Here is an 18502-nt window from a genome sequence, read left to right as displayed (position 1 = left end):
CTAATTACAGAGGCAAAACTGAAACCTGGGCCTTCTTCAAGGCACCCTTTACGCCAAACTCTACTTTGCCTTCGATGAGAGCAAATAAAGTGTGGTCTTTACCAATGCCGACGTTCGCACCCGGATGAACCCGTGTACCACGCTGACGAATGATGATGCTGCCAGCATTAATATGCTCGCCGCCATATACCTTAACGCCTAAGCGTTTCGATTCTGAGTCGCGGCCATTTCGTGTCGAGCCGCCGCCTTTTTTCTGTGCCATATCTTTCTCCTGCTATTTAGCCGTTAGCCTAAATTAGGCTTTGATCGTGTTAATCAGAATTTCTGTGTAATTCTGACGATGGCCTTGGTGCTTTTGATAATGCTTGCGACGGCGCATCTTAAAGATTGTCACTTTATCGTGACGTCCCTGGGAGACGACAGTGGCCATCACAGCTGCACCATTAACCAACGGATCACCCAATTTGAGTGAAGCGCCTTCGCCTACGGCTAAGACTTGGTCAAGAGTGATTTCGCTGCCGATTTCCGCTGGTATCTGTTCTATTTTCAATTTTTCGCCTGCAGCAACTTTATACTGTTTGCCACCGGTTTTTATGACCGCGTACATGGTGTGAAACCTCAATTAATACCTACATTTAAGCTAATCCACCCTGGATGAGCTAAGCCGATTATTATATCTTGCATGTCGAGCACTGTCAAAACTCCTGAGTTAAGCCAAATTTTGGCCCCAATTGCTTTAGATTTCAAAGCCTTAGATGAGCTTATTCGCCTGCGTTTAGCCTCAAAAGTCGCATTAATTGACCAAATATCAGCCTATATCATTCAGGCGGGCGGCAAACGAATTAGACCAGCCCTACTTTTATTGGTCAGTAAGGCACTCGCCAATGGCAAAGATACCCCTCATGCCCTAGAGCTAGCTGCTGTGGTGGAATTTATTCATACTGCTACCCTCCTCCATGATGATGTAGTCGATGAATCTACCCTCAGAAGAGGGCGTGATACAGCAAATGCAGCCTTTGGCAATGCTGCCAGTGTTTTAGTAGGCGACTTTCTCTACTCCAGAGCATTTCAGATGATGGTCAAGCCAAATGATCTGCGGGTAATGGAAATCCTTTCTGACGCAACCAACACAATTGCCGAGGGCGAAGTGTTGCAACTCCTCAATATGAATGACCCTGAAGTGGATGAAGAGAGCTATCTACGGGTGATTCGCTATAAAACTGCCAAGTTATTTGAGGCATCTACTGAGCTGGGAGCCATCTTGGCAGAGGTGGCTAGTCCACAACGGGAACAATCTGCTGCTTTTGGCAGGCATATCGGCACTGCCTTCCAATTAATGGATGATCTTCTGGATTACACAGCGGATGCTTCCCAGATGGGGAAAAACGCTGGGGACGACTTAAAAGAAGGGAAGCCTACGCTTCCACTAATTTATCTGCTCGAAAATGGCAGCACCGAAGAGCGCTTGCTGGTTCGTGCGGCTATTGAACAAAATCAAGATTTACCCGAGGATGTCTTTGAGCAAATAGTTTGTGCAGTTCAAGATTCTGGCGCACTCGATTACACCCATGCAGCAGCAAAACGAGAAGTCGATCTTGCGCTGGAATGTATCAAAAACTTTCCAAATAATGAGGCGACAGCAGCTTTACATACCCTATGTGAATACTCACTAGCTAGGCAGACTTAAGTCCCAACACTTTTTAATCTCAACTCACGTGCCGTTTCTCGTGCAGTTTCCACTTCCTTGCGCAAGCGCGCCACTTCCTCACTAGATAGCTTTGCTAAATTGGAATAATCCAATTTCCAAGCAGCGTCTGAGGACCATATTAAGGGTGACTGCACAGTAGTGCGCGCAGCAGGTGCGCATTCCAATAAGCGCAGTGCCAATTCAAAATTAGAAGCTTGTGATGCGGGGTTATTGGGTAAGGCGGCAGCATTGCCTAACGGAAAATCACTAAACAAAAAGCGGGGTACCCCGCAATACTCCACAATATCTTTTGCTGCACCCATCACTACGGTTGGTATGCCCGCTGCCTCCAAGAAACGAGCCAGCAAACTTTGACTTTGATGACAAATAGGGCAATTTGGAATCAATATAGCCACATCAACCTGGTCTGCAAGCATCTTACTAAGGATCAGTGGTGCATCTACATCTAACGTATGCCGCTGACTTCGATTCGTCGGTAAACCGTAAAAATGGTCAGCTAACTTTAAAATACGGCCGCTGCGAACTGCTTCTTTGGCAGCGATTAAAGGAAACCAACAATTGACATCTTGCATATTGGCATTGCGTCGATCAATCCCCACATGGGCAATTCTTAAATCGGCATCTTGATGGATTGGCTGACTATAGGGCTCATAGAATTTTGCACCCGCGTTGTAGGGTGCTCCAGGCCCTTGAGGGCCCTTACTTGCATCAAATGGCACTGCAGTGGTTACAAGACCCAAGATAGATTGATTTAAAGGCTTCCTCAAAGGGGTAAACGGGACGTCAGCATAGTGCGCCCAAACATAAGGAGTCTCATACCCTAAGCCGAGGTAGTAATTTCGGGTGCGATCCATATAGCGAATCGGCTGATTGGATTCAGAGGCAAATGAGAATTCAGTATTTTGAGTCATCCATTCATCCCTGTAAGATATTCATAATTCAACATCAACTTTAGAAAGAATCATTATGGCTCAATGGCTCAGATTTCAACATCAAGGTAAGACGGGACTAGGACAAGTACTAGGCGACCATATTGCAGTCTATCAAGGAGATCTATTTAATAACCCGCAATCTACCAGCGAAATGTTAGCCCTCGCTGATGTGACTATGGACATTCCCTGCGTTCCATCCAAAATGGTGGCGATGGTAGATAACTTTCATGCCCTCGTAACGAAACTAGAACATGCAGTGCCAGCAGAGCCACTCTATTTCCTAAAGGGAAATAATTCTTTCTTAGCGGCCAATCAAGTGATTCGCACTCCGAAGTCTTACTCCGGCAAAGTGGTTTATGAAGGTGAATTGGGTATTGTGATCGGTAAGCATTGTCATGAAATTGATGAGGTGACAGCTGCTAAGGCTATCTTTGGCTACACCTGTATCAATGATGTCACGGCAATTGAAATCCTCAATAGAGATCCCGGTTATGCGCAGTGGACGCGCTCTAAGAGCTTTAATACCTTTGGTGTCTTTGGCCCTTATATCACCACGGATGTTGATCCCAGCAAACTCACCATCAAAACCATACTCAACGACCAAGAGCGTCAAAACTACCCTATCTCCGATATGATTTTTTCACCAGCTCAATTAGTCAGCTTCATTTCTCAAGATATGCCTTTGATGCCGGGCGACATTATTGCCTGCGGAACTTCTGTTGGTGTGGGATCCATGAAACCTGGCAGTACTGTCAGCATCATTATTGAGGGTGTTGGTCGTTTAGATAATCGCTTTGAATAAGTCAAAAAAGCGAGCGTTGCCGTAAAAGAAAAACCTCACCCTTTTTAGTGGTGAGGTTTTCTAAGCCTAGTATTTTTATATTTTTATATTTTTATATTTTTAGTAGCCTGATACAGAGGGTAATGCCAAGCTACCTTTGGAAGCTTGAACATTTTCATCCAGATACTTTGTTAGGGCGAAGACTGTATTGAGGCAAGGTGTAGGTGTATCTGTGATCTTACCGAGCTCAATCACTGAACCTAGCAAAGCATCCACCTCTAAGCTACGACCCGCCTCTAAGTCTTGTAGCATCGAAGTTTTATGTTTACCGACTTTTTCTGCCCCAGCAATCCGCCGCTCAATATCAACACGGAATGTAACGCCCAACTTCTCAGCAATGGTTTGTGCTTCGGCCATCATATTGCGTGCCAACTCTTTAGTTAAAGGGTGCTGGCAAATACCCTCTAAGGTTCCATGTGTGAGAGAGCTAATGGGATTGAAAGTCATATTGCCCCATAACTTCAACCAAATTTCAGAGCGGATATCCTCGAGAATGGGTGATTTAAATCCAGCAGCCGTCATCATTTCAGAGATCTTCTGAATACGATCAGTGGGCTTGCCATCTAGCTCGCCCAAAGGAAAGCGATTGCCCTCAACATGTCGAATCACGCCAGGCGCCTGTGTGAAGGTAGCGGGATAAACTACGCAACCAATAATATTATTGGGGTTAATTGCCAGCTTGGCCACACCGCCTGGATCTACAGTCTCGACTGAATGATCCTGATAGTCACCGCCGAGCTTCTGAAAATACCACCAAGGAATGCCGTTTTGCATCGGAATCAAAATAGTCTCTGGGCCAATGATTGCAGCAAGATCATGAATAATAGGATCAACCTGATGCGCCTTGACTGCTAAAATCACGACGTCTGAAATTCCTGCATCCGCAATCTTCTCTACTGCCTTGACCTGTGCAACTAAAGGCTCAGGCTGATCATTCATGATTAATGCCAGACCGCGCTCTTTGATAGCCGCTAAGGTAGCACCGCGAGCAACGACCGTAACATCGTTACCTGCTCGAGCTAACATCACTGCAAGGTAACCGCCAATCGCACCCCCGCCGCCAATGACACAAATTTTCATAAATACTCCGCAAGAATTAAATTTTTAAATTAATTCCATAGTAGAGGAGATTATTTTGCGATGCAATTAATATTTATGCCTGATTTTTAGGCAGTTTTTTGGACTATCAAGCCTATGGGGCGCTTAATTTAGCCTTGGGCACTAGCCCACCCAAAAGCATGCCAATGATGCTAGCCAGCAGGCCGGCCAACTGAGGAGGAAGAATAGCTTTGGGAGCCAGTATTTCGCAACCAATCCAAACGGTCAGACCGCAGAGAACAGCTAGCAAGCCTCCTAAGGTATTAGCTTTAGACCAATACACCCCAAAAGCAAGTGGTACAAAAGCAGCCACTAGGGTGACTTTGTAAGCATTCTCAACCATCTTAAAAATGGATAATTCAGAATTAATAGCGAACAGAGTGACCGCAACCGTAAAACACAGTACGGTGATTCTCATTACTTTTAATAAATCGTGATCTGATAAGTGCTTGTAAAAACCTCGCACAATATTCTCAGCAAAGGTCACTGAAGGTGCGAGTAAGGTAGCGCTGGCACAACTCTTGATGGCTGAGAGTAAGGCCCCAAAAAACATCACTTGCGCAATCAGCGGCGCATGATTCAAGATCAACTTAGGCAAAATCATTTGGGGATCAGTATGTAAATATTGCTTCACTAAATCAGGATCAATGATCGTGGCTGAATATGCTAGAAAGATCGGAACAAAAGCAAACACAAAGTACATGGCGCCACCCAATAGGGCTGCTTGCACCGCCACATTGGCATTTTTAGACGAAGTAATTCTCTGAAATACATCTTGCTGTGGAATCGACCCCAACATCATGGTGCATAAAGCAGCAGTAAATCCTAGTACAGAAGCAAGATTGAGATCGGGCCAAAAATTAGAAAATTGCCCAGCCGCAGCAGCATGCTCAATAACGACACCCACTCCCCCAGTTTGGGATGTGAGTTCACCACCGATGTAGAGCATCCCAATCACAATGATGATCATTTGCACAAAGTCTGTAATAGCTACAGACCACATACCCCCAAATAGGGTATAGATCAGCACACTGCCTGCACCAATCAACATTCCTGCGGTTTGAGTAATTGCCCCATCAGACACCACACTAAAAACTAAGCCTAATGCTTTAATCTGCGCCGCAACCCAGCCTAGATAAGACACCACAATGCAAAGCGTCACCAAGACTTCAACTGTGCGCCCATATTTTTCTCTAAAGAAATCACCAATGGTGAGCATTCGGCGGTTATAGAGATGACGAGCAAAAAAGAGGCCCACCAATATCAGGCACATGGAAGATCCAAAGGGATCGGCAACGATGCCGCCTAGACCCTCTTTCAGAAAGACTGCCGGAATACCCAAAACTGCTTCCGAGCCAAACCAGGTAGCAAATACTGTGGCCGTCACAATCGGCAAAGGTAGGCTGTGTCCCGCTGCGGCAAAGTCCGCCACATTTTTAACGCGTAGCGCTGCCCATAGGCCAATGCCAACCGATATTACCCAATAGATGATGACAAACCAAAGCAACATTGACCAATCGCTCCTGCAAGAATTTTCACAAATTATATGGCCTTGTTACTTTTAATATATAGAGCGCTTTCAATGAATTAGCGCCCATTTTGGGCATCTAGGTCTGACATAATTCAGGAGTGAATACCCCATTAGAGAATCTTGGTACAGACTTGGCCTATCAAAAGGCCATCTTGGGTTCTGTGTCGCGTACTTTTGCACTGACTATCCCGCTACTACCACCAACGATTGAAAGGGTGGTGGGAAACACCTATTTACTATGCCGCATCGTAGATACGATTGAGGATGCTGCAGAACTCACTCCAAAGATAAAAATAAACTTGTCCCAGTTATTTTTAGATAGTGTTCTGGGTAATATTCCCGCTGCTTCTTTTGTTAGCCCCAGTCTTGAGGCCTTAAAAAATTATTCCAATATCGATGAGCTTGATCTCATTAGTCATACTCCAACCGTATTGCGAATTTTTCGCACTTTCTCGAGCCAGGATCAAGCTGCCATCAGTCGCTGTGTTTCTATCATGTCGGAGGGTATGTCTTACTTTCATGAAAGACAAAGTCCGGATGGCCTTAAAGACTTACCAGAGTTTGAACGATATTGTTATGTCGTTGCTGGGGTAGTAGGGGAGTTACTTACCACTATCTTTGCTCATTATTCTCCTGAGTTTGCCAAGCGTATTCAGGGTCATGAAAACTTAGCCATCGCTTTTGGTCAAGCCTTGCAAATGACAAATATTCTCAAGGACTCGCCCCAAGATCAGGCTCGCGGGGTTTCTTGGAAGCCGGCACATATTACCCAAGAGGAGCTTCTCAAGATCGCCTATAGCAAACTGCAGGACGCTCTCCAATACATTCTGCTCATACCTACCAATGAGAACGGTATGAGACGTTTTTGTTTTCTTGCCTTTGGTCTTGCAGTAATGACCTTAGAAAAGATCGCCGCTACAAAAGAGTGGGGTGATAGATCTGGTAAAGCTGAAGTGAAACTCTCCAGAAATACCGTGTGGCTGTTTTACGGCTTTACTATGCTTGCCGCTACTCACAACTCATTCTTGCAATGCTTCTTTTTTCTAGCCTCTCGCAAACTTAGGAATTACTCTGCAACCCTGAGTTAAATGACCCCTTCATGCTGTAAGAGCCATATTTTTACCTGACGGTAAAAGCCTGGACTATCTTCCTTCATAAAACCGCCAAGCCCTTGCGCTGAAACTACGCGATGGCATGGCGTGATTAAGGGATGGGGATTGGCGCCACATGCCGTTCCCACTGCCCGAGGCCCGCTTTTAATAGCCCTTGCAATCTCGCCATAGGTCTTTGTTTCACCAACCCGAATACTTTGAGCAGCACTCCATACTTTTTTCTGATGTTCGGTACCAGCAGGCTTAAGAGGCATATCAAAAGCAAAACCTGCATTTTTGAAATAGTGTTGGCACTGTTTTGCAAACTCTTTTGCTAGCGCATTCCCTGGTTTTATAAGAGGGGTACCAAGCGCTCGATAGTCAATTTTTGAAATCATCAAACTACCCTCCACCAACTCAGTTTGAATGCCTAAGCACCCAAAAGGGGCCAATATGACGCAATATTCGGTAGATTTGAGCTCTGAACTGGGTAAATTGATGGGCATACAGATCATTCTGACATCAATTTCAGTCACTATCCATCGTCACCGCCAATCAAGCCATAGCGAGAAAAATCGCACTTTGCTATATTGGTTCTTCCTTATTTCTCGCAGGCGTATCTGATGGACACCTTTTTTGATGATTGGCCTTTTATTGGTCAAGTTGCTTTAGTCATCTTTTTACTCGCACTTTCCGGCTTTTTCTCTATGGCCGAAACAAGCATGCTATCAGCCAATCGACACCGGCTGCGTGCAATGGCTCATGGTGGAAATGCCGGGGCTGCATTAGCTGAGAGACTATTAAAACGCATTGACTCGCTGTTGTCCGTTCTACTGATTTCGAATAATTTAATCAATACCATTCTGCCTATTTTAGTAACGGGTATTGCATTACACATTTTTGGTGATAGTGGTTTAGTTTTATCGATTGCTACCTTAACAGTTGCTTTACTGATCATCGTCTTTAGTGAAATTACACCTAAGGTCATTGGTACTGCTTTTCCAGAAAAAATTGCCAGTAATGTTGGGTGGGTCATCCTACCCCTCACCTACCTTCTGAAGCCACTACTTTGGTTTATCAATAGTTTTGTATCGGGTCTCATGAAGCTATTTCGCTTACAGGCATCTACAGACAATAAAACGATGGGTAAGGAAGAACTCCGCAGCTTAGTTTTAGAGTCAAACCGTTTTGTCTCCACCCATCATCGCAATATTTTGCTGAACTTATTTAACCTAGAAAATATTCTGGTGGATGATGTGATGACACCTCGATCAAAGATTGAAATTTTAGATCTTGCTAGGCCCATTGATGAGGTCATGCAGCAATTAGAAACGTGTTATCACAATAAATTACCCGTTTGCGATGGCGACTCAGAGCGCATTATTGGAATTCTCTCTGTCAAGAAAGCACTTTCTTTACTAGGTAATGCTGAACTGCAACACCAAGACTTTAAAGACTTACTGAATGAGCCCTACTTTATTCCCAGTGAAACACCTGTGTTACAGCAGATGCAATTTTTTCAAGACAATCAGCAGCGCTTGAGTTTGGTAGTTAATGAGTATGGTCAGGTTCTGGGTCTTGTTACGTTTGAGGATATTGTGGAAGAATTAATTGGAGAATTCACGACCTCGTTCTCCAACCTTTCTAACGAACCACATTGGTTGCCTGATGGCACATACCTTGCCAGTGGTAGTGCAGCACTTCGAGATTTAAATCGTCTCCTCAAACTTGATTTACCGCTAGATGGACCTCGTACGCTAAACGGACTCATATTAGAAAAACTGGAAGCTATTCCAGATCATGATGTCAGCATTCGGCTGAATGATGTGGTGATGGAGATTGTTCAATTTGATGAGCACGGTGTCAAAACTGTCAAACTGTATCGACCTGATAATTCATCGAACTGAGATTGAGCGAAACACTTCATGATTCTCATATTATTCGAACCTGGCATAGCATTGCGGTAAATGCTCTCGATGCTAGGGCTACGGATATTCATATTGAGGCCAGATCACAAGAAACTATCGTACGCATTCGAGTGGATGGCCAACTTCAATTACAAAACCAATACCCCATAGATCTGCATGAGCGTTTAATTACGCGCATCAAGATCTTAGCGCGCTTAGATATCGCCGAGAAACGCTTGCCACAGGATGGACGCCTGACTATTGGGCGCGATTTTAGTAAACCGCATATTGATTGTCGAGTCTCTATTCTTCCGACGCTCTACGGTGAAAAAGCCGTGATTCGAATTCTGCCGAGTCATTTAGGGGATCTGGCTCTCGACAAGCTGGGCTTACTACCAGAACAGCTGGAGATATTTCAAGCGGCGATTGCCCAATCTAATGGACTCATCCTAGTGACTGGCCCAACAGGTGGGGGTAAGACGCGGACACTGTATAGCTGCTTAAATGCACTCAATCAGATTCAACGTAATATTTGCTCGGTAGAGGATCCAATTGAAATTCGACTTCCTGGCATAAATCAAGTGGCTTACCACCCTCGCGCAGGACTGGATTTCCCTACTATTATTCGCGCACTATTAAGGCAGGATCCTGATGTCATCATGATTGGTGAGATACGTGATTCCGCAAGTGCTCAACTCGCTATTACAGCAGCCCAAACAGGGCACCTAGTTCTTAGCACCCTACACACGCGTAATGCCTGGGGTGCATTAAGTCGACTCAAAACATTAGGCATAGATCAAGAGTCTATTGAATCTTGTCTTCGCTGCGTGAGCTCTCAACGATTAGTTCGCAAGTGCTGTACACAGTGCATCAAATCTCAGTTACAAATAGACTGCCCACTCTGCAAAGGCTCTGGGTATTTTGGACGCCTTGGCATCCATGAGGTTTTAGGAAGTACGGAGCTGACTCAATCAACACCTTTCCTCAACCTCTATTCATCCGGGATGCGAGCGGTTGAAGCTGGACTGATAGATCAGAACTCACTAGATTCTGAGGTCGGCACTTGGCATTAATCACTTTATTTTTAAATAAAAACCTTAGTAAATCGGAACAACTTCATTTTGCTCAGCAAATGCTTGCCCTACTTCAGGCAGGGCTGCCTTTACTCAATGCCATAGAACTGATTATTCAATCTGCACCAAAAACTTGGCAAACTTGGCTAGAAAACCTTCGTATGCTGTTACGTAAAGGCAATAGCTTCTCTTATTGTTTAACTGCACAAGGTAGCCAATTTTCTCCAGAGTTTTGTAATCTCATTAGAGTCAGCGAACGCTCTGGTAATTTGACATTAGCTTTACGAACCATCATCCAGCAACTTGAAGCCCAAATTGAATTACGAAGAAAAGTACAGCAGTCTTTGACCTACCCTCTCATTACACTCACTACCTCTTTTTTACTGGTGCTGGTCATGATGATTTGGGTGGTACCCGTTTTTAAAGACGTCTTTGGACATTTTCAGGCGGAGCTTCCTGCGCCCACAAGAATGCTCATTGCGATATCCAATCTTGTACAACAATACTTTCTTGAGATGTTGGCACTAATAGGATTTGGGCTAAGTTGCTTTTTCTACGTCTGGGTTAAGTCAACGGCATTGCAACGATATTGCGATCGATTCATTCTGCGTCTACCTTTTTTAGGTAACTTATTTCGGCTAGCAAGCCTCAGCCATTGGTGCCGTACTTTAGGTCACTTATTAGAAGCAGGCCTTCCCCTTCCCGATGCCCTCCGAATCACTGCCCAATCTTCCAACCAATGGGTCAGTCACGACTTTAGTGCTGAAATATTTAAGCATCTGACTCGGGGCTGGCCACTGGGTGAGTCACTCAAAAAAGCGGATCCAAAATCGATGTTGATGGATGTCGAAACGCGCTTACTACTCCATATTGGTGCCGAGGGTGGCTCTTTGACAGAGATGCTCAATCAGCGTGCCTCTACACTTGGAGCGCAACTCAGTGGGCAACTCAATGCCCTCAGTCAAAACCTAGAGCCCCTGCTCATTCTTCTAGTAGGTGCAATTATTGGCAGCCTAGTCATAATCTTATATTTACCCATCTTCAACCTAGGACAAATCGTCTGATGGATTCCATGATCATCTATTTGATTAAAGCCTCCCTCGTAGCGGCATTCACTTACCTTGCTTACGTGGATTGGCATAGTTTTCGACTACCCAATCGGATAACCTTGCCCCTCATAGTTCTAGGTATGACATTCAATGGCCTTTTCGAGCAGCAGTTTGTCAGCGCTACTTCCGCATGGATTGGTGCCGTGGTTGGATACGGATCACTTTGGGCCTTAAATGCCACTTACCGACTGGTCAGAGGGAAAAATGGTGTTGGTATGGGTGATGCAAAGCTACTCGCTGCGCTGGGTGCCTGGCTAGGCTGGGAGTCGCTACCTAGTATTCTCTTGATGGCCTCTATTCTGGGTCTTATTGGTGGAATTGCCTGGTTAAGGTGGCATCGTCAACAACTTCAACAGGCTTTTCCTTTTGGCCCCTTTCTTGCCATTGCTGGCATCATTGAGTTGTTATGGCCTCAAATCATCCCCACGCTAATCATACCCAGACTGATCTAAGTAGCCTGAAAGGGAAGATCCTTTTAGTGGGCCTCACTGGTGGCATTGGCTCCGGTAAGACTGTTATTAGCGATCTTCTGGATAAGCTTGGGGTCGGAATTATTGATAGCGACCTGATCTCTCGCGAGCTCACCTCAGTTGGTGGAGAAGCAATTATCCCAATTAAACAAACCTTCGGGACAGAATTCATAGACGCCCAAGGCGCACTGGATCGCAGCAGGATGCGTGATTTGGTCTTTAAAGATCCCCAATCTAGGCAAAAACTGGAGAAAATTACCCACCCCCTCATTCAGCAAAAAACTGCCCGACAGGCTTTTGAGCTGGCTCAATCTGGTGTGCCCTACCTCGTATTTGTAGTCCCCCTCCTGGTGGAATCCGAAGCCTGGCTGAATCTGATTGACTATCTAGTCGTAGTGGACTGCCCAGAGGAGATCCAAATAGCTAGAGTGATGCAGCGCAATAATATGACGCGCCCAGAAGTGGAGCGTATTCTCATGGCTCAAGTAAATCGAGAAGATCGACTTGCGAAAGCCAATTTCGTGATTGAGAACCAAGCAAGCCTTGAGGGTCTCAAACTGGAAGTTCAGAGTCTGCACCAAAAAATACTGCAAATTAAGGATGAGCGACTGAGTTCGTCTTAAAATGTGAGCTTGTGATTGTCTACGAATATCCCTTCAATGAACTGGTCCGGAGCATGCTCCGGTTGGAGTACTTGTTCGCCCGCTTTAATCACTTCTTGAAGTCTGATGATGCCGAACTCCACCACAATGCAATCACTATCCTATTTGATTTAGGTGATATTGGCTCTAGAGGTGATATCAAGTCTCTACTGCTAAAAGAGTTTGAACGTCAAAAATATGCTCTCCATGGCTTAAAAACATCTCAAAAAGTAGATCAGGAAGCGCTCTTACTTACTATCTCTGAAATTGATAAAGCTGCATTGAGTATTAATCAGTCCGTAGGCAAACCGAATTCAGCTATCACTGAAAGTGAATGGCTCAATGCTATTCGTACTCGACTAAATATTCCAGGTGGAACGAGCCCAATTGATTTGCCTAGTTATCACGCCTGGAAAAATAGCCCTTCAAGCCAACGCAGAGAATTACTAGAAAAATATGTAGCGCCATTACTGCCGTGGCATGAGGCCTGCCAGGTTTTCTTGCGCCTACTGCGCCAATCCGGAGAAGCTAAAGATGTCACGGCACATCTTGGCTCTTTTCAGCAGGCGCCGTCAGGCAAAGTCTACCAACTCATGCGCATTGCACTTGAAGATGATTTACTTTTCTCAGAGATCAGCGCAAATAAATATTTGCTTTCTATTCGTTTTTTAAGAAGTGATAAAGATAAAAAACCACAGCTCGTTAATGAAGATATTTCATTCAGGCTAACACTGTGCCAATTTTAAGGCTGTAGTAGTCGGAGCTTTTCTAGCATTGGCCAAGCTGCAGGTAATAAAGGCTCAACACTGGGAACCTTCTCAGAAAGTAACTGCCAAGAAAGCTGTTGTCCCTCACACCCTGCAGGAACTCCCTTCCACTGACGTATCACGCTCACATGTAATAGAACATAAGCATGAGGATAGTCATACTCCAGCACGGTGAGATCCTCACTAGACTCAATATCAATACCTAACTCTTCTTGTAACTCGCGCTTGAGTGCATCGAATACAGATTCACCACCTTCTATCTTGCCACCAGGGACTTCCCAGTAACCAGCGTAAGGCTTACCTTCAGGCCGCTGACCTAAAAGATAGCGACCTTCTTTGTCTAATAGAATTCCAGCAGCAACTTCTGTGACGGGTCGATTAGCTTGCATGCGAACCAGCCCAGTGCTTAGCAAACTGCCAAGCGACTCTGCCAGAACGCGAGCCACGCTCTAAAGCCCAGACCAATGCTTCTGCCCGCGCAGCCTCTATTTGAGTATGACTAAGGCCAAAGTGACTCAACCAATGCGCAACAATCAGTAAGTATTCATCTTGCTTTGGGGGATAGAAAGAAAGCCATAAACCAAAACGCTCTGATAGGGAAATTTTTTCCTCTACTACTTCCCCTGGGTGAATCTCACCATCGTCGGTATGCGAATACGTGAGATTGTCTTTCATATACTCAGGTAACAAATGGCGTCGATTGGATGTGGCATATATCAAAATATTATCGACCTGTGCCGATACCGAGCCATCTAGGGCAGACTTCATTGCTTTATAACCAGACTCTCCATCTTCAAATGAGAGATCATCGCAAAAAATAACAAAGCGCTCTGGCCGATCAGCCAATAATTCCGTAATGTCGGCTAAATCTGCTAAATGCTCTTTCTCAACCTCAACCAAGCGCAATCCTTGGCTAGCAAATTCATGCAAGCTTGCTTTAATTAGGGAAGATTTTCCTGTGCCACGCGCTCCTGTTAATAAAATATTATTTGCAGGTTTTTTTAAAATAAAGTTTTTAGTATTGTCACGAATAGAATCTCGCTGACGATCGATATTTTTTAAATCCTCAAACGTAATATCTGAGACATATTTAACTGGCTGTAAAAAACCGATGCTGCCAAAAATACTATCGCGCCGACGCCATCTAAAAGCAGTTGAAGACTGCCACTGCTCTTGTGTCAAGGGCTTTGGTAAAAATGTCTCTAGATGACTGAGCAGTAGATCTAATTTTTCATTCATAAAATGGTTTTCTACGAGCGGTAATCTGCATTAATGGAAACATACTCATGCGATAAGTCACAAGTCCACATAGTTTGTTGAGCTGACCCACGACCTAAATCAATCTTCACGGTGATTTCTTGAGCCTGCATGACCCTTTTGCCATCAGCCTCTTGATAATCTGGATGACGTCCGCCATTCTTGGCCACCCAAACGTCTCCAAGCCACATTTGCACTTGGTTCACATCAAGATCAGTAATGCCAGCATAACCAATCGCCGCAAGAATGCGACCTAAGTTCGGGTCACTCGCGAAGAAAGCAGTCTTTACTAAGGGGGAATGCGCTACTGCCTCAGCAACTAAACGACACTCCTCATCTGTCTTACCGCCATGAACATTGATCGTAATAAACTTAGTGGCACCTTCACCATCTCTCACAATCATATGAGCTAGTTGCCGTGCAAGATCCATCAATGCCTCGCGGACTAAAGCATAGCTAGAGTCATCATCAGACTGAATATGCACTGCAGATTGGTTTGTTGCCATGATGATAAAGGCATCATTGGTAGAGGTATCACCATCAATTGTGATGGCATTGAAAGACAGATCAGCAACTTCACCCGTTAATTTTTTCAGCAGTCCAGGAGCGAAACCGGCATCTGTCGCAATAAAGCCCAGCAAAGTGGCCATATTGGGATGAATCATGCCAGCACCCTTACAAATACCCGTCATCGTGACTAAGCCCGCAGGGGTAGCCACGGTCATCGATGCTGCCTTGGGTTGCGTATCTGTTGTCATGATGGCCTCAGCCGCATCTAGCCACTGATCTTCATCCAAATTTACTACTGCTTGAGGCAACGCAGTAATCAGTTTTTCAATTGGTAGTGGCTCAAGAATCACCCCAGTTGAGAAAGGTAATATTTGTTCTGGATTGAGTTTCAACTCTTTTGCCAGCGCAGCACACGTTGCTAGCGCATCTTGCATACCCCGCTCGCCGGTTCCAGCATTGGCATTACCTGTATTGACCACGAGTGCACGAATTTCTCCTTTAGCGCCTTCCAGCCCTAAGTGCTCTCGGCAGACTTGAACTGGAGCTGCACAAAATCGATTTAAGGTGAAGACACCCGCCACCTGGGAGCCGGGGGCAAGCGTCATTACAAGTAAGTCTTTGCGATTTGCCTTTTTAATTCCTGCTTGCGCAATGCCCATCTGAAAACCTTTAATGGGTTTCAGTTGATCTTTTTGGGGGAGGGGTAGGTTAACTGTCATGATTTGACAATTGTAGAGGAGGCACTACAGAGCTGCCTAGTCTGGAAGCTCTTTAATTAAGCCAATGCACCGCAGCAGTTCTTATATTTTTTACCACTACCACAGGTACAGGGGTCATTGCGACCTACTTTTGGACCTGAACGGATTGGTGCCGCAGTAATTTCAACGGCTGCACTTGGATCACTAGCGGAATCAACAAGTGCTTGATCGGCATCTGCATGCTGATATTTCACGTCTGCAAGTTTAGCTAAATCCTGATTGATAGATTCTGAGGCTTCATCCAATTCACTCGCACTACGAATTTTTACCGTCATGATGGATTTAACAACGTCATTCTTAACAACACTCAAAAACTCACCATACAGCTCAAATGCTTCACGGCGGTACTCTTGTTTTGGATCTTTTTGTGCATAGCCACGTAAATGAATACCTTGGCGCAGATGGTCTAAAGCAGCTAAGTGTTCGCGCCAATGGGTATCTAAGCTATAAAGCAAAACAGAGCGTTCAAATCCAGCAAATGATGTACGACCAGAAAGTTCTACCTTAGCGTCATATACTTCTTTCGCAACACTCAATACCCGCTCAACAATCTGCTGATCCTCTATCGACTCAGCACTTTCAACCCAATTTTTTAGATCAATGACTAAACCCCAATCATTAGCCAGCACATTCTCTAAGCCAACTAAATCCCACTGTTCTTCCATGGATTCCATGGGAACATACAAAATACAAATACTACGTAAAACATCTTCCCGTAGATTAGCAATTAGCTCACCAACATCCTCACTCTCTAATACTTGATTTCTTAAGCTATACGTTTCTTTACGCTGGTCATTGGCAACGTTGTCATATTCCAATAGCTGCTTACGAATATCAAAGTTTCGACCTTCGACCTTACGCTGCGCAGACTCAATCGAACGCGTCACCATCCCAGCTTCAATAGGTTCGCCATCTGGCATTTTGAGGCGATCCATCACTGAGCGTAAACGATCGCCTGCAAAAATACGTAAGAGCGCATCATCTAGCGAAAGATAAAAGCGGGAAGAGCCCGGATCACCCTGACGACCAGACCGTCCGCGCAATTGATTGTCGATACGACGGCTTTCATGACGCTCGGTACCAATAATATGCAAGCCGCCAGCACTTAATACTTGGTCATGCAAACTTTGCCACTCATCTTGCAGGATCCTAATCTTGGCTGCTTTATCAGCATCAGTCAGACTTGAATCGGCATTGATCAAAGAGGATTGCTTAGCTACGTTACCGCCCAACACAATATCGGTACCACGACCTGCCATGTTGGTGGCAATCGTAATCATCTGGGGTCTACCAGCTTGGGCAATGATCTCGGCCTCACGGGCATGCTGTTTAGCATTCAACACCCGATGTGGTAGCTGGCCTTTATCTAGTAAACCTGCAATCAGCTCTGAATTTTCAATTGAAGTAGTGCCTACCAATACTGGCTGACCACGCTGATAGCAGTCGTCAATATCTTTAATCACTGCATCGTAACGCTCACGGGCAGTTTTATAAATTTGATCTTGACGATCTTTTCTTTGACTAATGCGATTTGGCGGAATGATGACAGTCTCTAAACTGTAAATTTCCTTGAACTCAAATGCCTCAGTATCAGCAGTACCCGTCATACCCGCTAACTTGCCATACATACGGAAGAAATTTTGAAAGGTGATGGTCGCTAGAGTCTGATTCTCATTCTGAATTGCTACACCCTCTTTGGCCTCGACTGCTTGATGTAATCCGTCTGACCAGCGGCGGCCCTGCATTAAGCGGCCCGTGAACTCATCTACGATAATAACTTCGTTGTTTTGAACTACATAATGCTGATCACGATGGTATAAAGTATGCGCACGCAAAGCAGCATACAAATGATGCATCAAGGTAATATTTTGTGGGGAGTATAAGGAGTTTCCATCGGTCAAAGCGCCAAGCTGGACTAAGATTACCTCGGCTTTGTCGTGACCTTGTTCCGTTAAATAGACTTGCTGTGATTTTTCATCAACCCAATAATCGCCTGGCTTCTCAACACCCGTTCCATCTGATTTTTGTTCGCCAATCTGCCGCTCTAAATGAGCAGGTAGTGCATTAATGGCTACGTAAAGATCCGTATGATCTTCTGCTTGACCAGAAATAATTAAAGGTGTGCGTGCTTCATCGATCAAAATAGAGTCGACTTCATCGACGATAGCGTAAGCCAAACCACGCTGAACACGCTGGCCCAAATCTTGAACCATGTTGTCGCGCAAGTAGTCGAAACCAAATTCATTATTGGTTCCGTACGTAATGTCTGCTGCATAAGCTTCTTGCTTGGCTGTGTGATCCATCTGCGATAGATTCACACCCACTTTCATACCCAAGAATTGATAGAGGGTAGACATCCACTCAGCATCACGCTGCGCCAAATAATCATTGACGGTAACAACATGAACACCTTTACCAGTCAAAGCATTTAAATACACTGGAAGTGTGGCGGTTAAGGTCTTCCCTTCGCCCGTACCCATTTCGGCAATTTTGCCTTGATGTAAAGCAAGGCCACCTTGAATCTGTGCATCAAAATGGCGCATCTTCATGACGCGGACACTCGCCTCACGAACCACTGCAAATGCCTCTGGAGCAATGTCATCCAAAGATTCGCCTGCGGCTAGGCGTGACTTAAGCTCAGCAGTCTTCGCTTGAAGTGCAGCATCATCCAAAGCTTGCAGGCTAGGCTCAAAAGCGCTAACTTTGGCAACTACTTTGCGATACTGCTTTAAGAGGCGGTCGTTACGACTGCCGACCAGGGTTTTAAGAAGACCGATTACCATGGGAAATTGAAGTAAATTAAGACCTT

General features: G+C 45.0%; 19 protein-coding genes. 9 read left to right on the top strand and 10 right to left on the bottom strand.

Translation table 11 applies throughout. The features are described 5' to 3' along the window. Positions 1–4: 4 nt before the first annotated feature. Both rpmA and rplU read right to left on the bottom strand, forming a co-directional pair. The gene (gene rpmA / locus DCO16_RS01025; protein WP_173941937.1) at positions 5–262 is read right to left on the bottom strand and encodes a 50S ribosomal protein L27; all 258 of its coding nucleotides are present in this window, start codon (positions 260–262) and stop codon (positions 5–7) included. Positions 263–295: 33 nt separating this feature from the next. Then, complete coding sequence (gene rplU, locus DCO16_RS01020; protein ID WP_041484800.1) at positions 296–607, bottom strand: 50S ribosomal protein L21; 312 nt, start codon at positions 605–607, stop codon at positions 296–298. 75 nt (positions 608–682) lie between these two features. Between rplU and DCO16_RS01015 the strand changes: the two genes are divergently transcribed. Beyond that, the gene (locus DCO16_RS01015) at positions 683–1687 is read left to right on the top strand and encodes a polyprenyl synthetase family protein (protein ID WP_173941936.1); all 1005 of its coding nucleotides are present in this window, start codon (positions 683–685) and stop codon (positions 1685–1687) included. Here DCO16_RS01015 and DCO16_RS01010 read toward each other — a convergent pair. Continuing rightward, positions 1684–2619, bottom strand: coding sequence for a glycine reductase (locus DCO16_RS01010; RefSeq protein ID WP_173941935.1), 936 nt, complete (start codon positions 2617–2619; stop codon positions 1684–1686). The genes DCO16_RS01015 and DCO16_RS01010 overlap by 4 nt on opposite strands. A gap of 55 nt (positions 2620–2674) precedes the next feature. Here DCO16_RS01010 and DCO16_RS01005 point away from each other — a divergent pair, with 55 nt between their 5' ends. Further along, on the top strand, positions 2675–3442 hold the full coding sequence (locus DCO16_RS01005) for a fumarylacetoacetate hydrolase family protein (protein ID WP_173941934.1): 768 nt from the start codon (positions 2675–2677) through the stop codon (positions 3440–3442). A 99-nt stretch (positions 3443–3541) separates the two neighbouring features. Here DCO16_RS01005 and DCO16_RS01000 read toward each other — a convergent pair whose 3' ends face one another. Both DCO16_RS01000 and DCO16_RS00995 read right to left on the bottom strand, forming a co-directional pair. Continuing rightward, entirely contained in the window at positions 3542–4561 is a 1020-nt protein-coding gene (locus tag DCO16_RS01000) for a 2-dehydropantoate 2-reductase (RefSeq protein WP_173941933.1), read from the bottom strand. A 112-nt stretch (positions 4562–4673) separates the two neighbouring features. Then, positions 4674–6089, bottom strand: a complete 1416-nt coding sequence (locus DCO16_RS00995) for a high affinity choline transporter 1 (protein WP_173941932.1) — start codon at positions 6087–6089, stop codon at positions 4674–4676. Between the two features lie 119 nt (positions 6090–6208). Between DCO16_RS00995 and DCO16_RS00990 the strand changes: the two genes are divergently transcribed. Beyond that, positions 6209–7198, top strand: a complete 990-nt coding sequence (locus DCO16_RS00990) for a squalene/phytoene synthase family protein (protein ID WP_173941931.1) — start codon at positions 6209–6211, stop codon at positions 7196–7198. Here the strand turns inward: DCO16_RS00990 and DCO16_RS00985 are convergent. Then, positions 7195–7737 carry a methylated-DNA--[protein]-cysteine S-methyltransferase gene (locus DCO16_RS00985; protein WP_254598061.1) on the bottom strand — a complete coding sequence of 181 codons (543 nt, stop codon included), beginning with the start codon at positions 7735–7737 and terminating at the stop codon, positions 7195–7197. The genes DCO16_RS00990 and DCO16_RS00985 overlap by 4 nt on opposite strands. Before the next feature lie 87 nt (positions 7738–7824). Between DCO16_RS00985 and DCO16_RS00980 the strand changes: the two genes are divergently transcribed. The 6 genes from DCO16_RS00980 to zapD are packed head-to-tail and all read left to right on the top strand — an operon-like array spanning position 7825 to position 13147. Beyond that, positions 7825–9108 carry an HlyC/CorC family transporter gene (locus tag DCO16_RS00980; protein ID WP_173941930.1) on the top strand — a complete coding sequence of 428 codons (1284 nt, stop codon included), beginning with the start codon at positions 7825–7827 and terminating at the stop codon, positions 9106–9108. A 2-nt stretch (positions 9109–9110) separates the two neighbouring features. Then, positions 9111–10181 carry a GspE/PulE family protein gene (locus DCO16_RS00975; protein WP_173941929.1) on the top strand — a complete coding sequence of 357 codons (1071 nt, stop codon included), beginning with the start codon at positions 9111–9113 and terminating at the stop codon, positions 10179–10181. After that, positions 10172–11245, top strand: a complete 1074-nt coding sequence (locus DCO16_RS00970; protein ID WP_254598060.1) for a type II secretion system F family protein — start codon at positions 10172–10174, stop codon at positions 11243–11245. Before DCO16_RS00975 ends, DCO16_RS00970 begins: the two co-directional genes overlap by 10 nt. Continuing rightward, on the top strand, positions 11245–11742 hold the full coding sequence (locus DCO16_RS00965; protein ID WP_173941928.1) for a prepilin peptidase: 498 nt from the start codon (positions 11245–11247) through the stop codon (positions 11740–11742). The genes DCO16_RS00970 and DCO16_RS00965 overlap by 1 nt, the downstream gene beginning before the upstream one ends. Next, entirely contained in the window at positions 11697–12383 is a 687-nt protein-coding gene (gene coaE, locus DCO16_RS00960) for a dephospho-CoA kinase (RefSeq protein WP_173941927.1), read from the top strand. Before DCO16_RS00965 ends, coaE begins: the two co-directional genes overlap by 46 nt. Positions 12384–12394: 11 nt before the next feature. Then, positions 12395–13147, top strand: a complete 753-nt coding sequence (gene zapD / locus DCO16_RS00955) for a cell division protein ZapD (RefSeq protein ID WP_173941926.1) — start codon at positions 12395–12397, stop codon at positions 13145–13147. On the opposite strand, the gene DCO16_RS00950 is transcribed toward zapD, so the two are convergent. From DCO16_RS00950 to secA, 4 genes are read right to left on the bottom strand one after another with little or no spacing between them, the layout of a single operon-like run. After that, the gene (locus DCO16_RS00950; protein WP_173941925.1) at positions 13144–13557 is read right to left on the bottom strand and encodes an NUDIX domain-containing protein; all 414 of its coding nucleotides are present in this window, start codon (positions 13555–13557) and stop codon (positions 13144–13146) included. The genes zapD and DCO16_RS00950 overlap by 4 nt on opposite strands. Next, a complete protein-coding gene (locus tag DCO16_RS00945; protein WP_173941924.1) occupies positions 13547–14407 on the bottom strand; it encodes an ATP-binding protein in 861 nt (286 codons plus the stop codon). Before DCO16_RS00945 ends, DCO16_RS00950 begins: the two co-directional genes overlap by 11 nt. 11 nt (positions 14408–14418) lie before the next feature. Next, entirely contained in the window at positions 14419–15654 is a 1236-nt protein-coding gene (argJ, locus tag DCO16_RS00940; protein ID WP_173941923.1) for a bifunctional glutamate N-acetyltransferase/amino-acid acetyltransferase ArgJ, read from the bottom strand. Between the two features lie 56 nt (positions 15655–15710). Continuing rightward, complete coding sequence (secA, locus tag DCO16_RS00935; RefSeq protein ID WP_173941922.1) at positions 15711–18476, bottom strand: preprotein translocase subunit SecA; 2766 nt, start codon at positions 18474–18476, stop codon at positions 15711–15713. Positions 18477–18502: the final 26 nt, after the last annotated feature.

This window comes from Polynucleobacter antarcticus (assembly GCF_013307245.1).
Classification (GTDB): domain Bacteria; phylum Pseudomonadota; class Gammaproteobacteria; order Burkholderiales; family Burkholderiaceae; genus Polynucleobacter; species Polynucleobacter antarcticus.
This window is presented reverse-complemented; position numbering and strand designations above follow the sequence as displayed.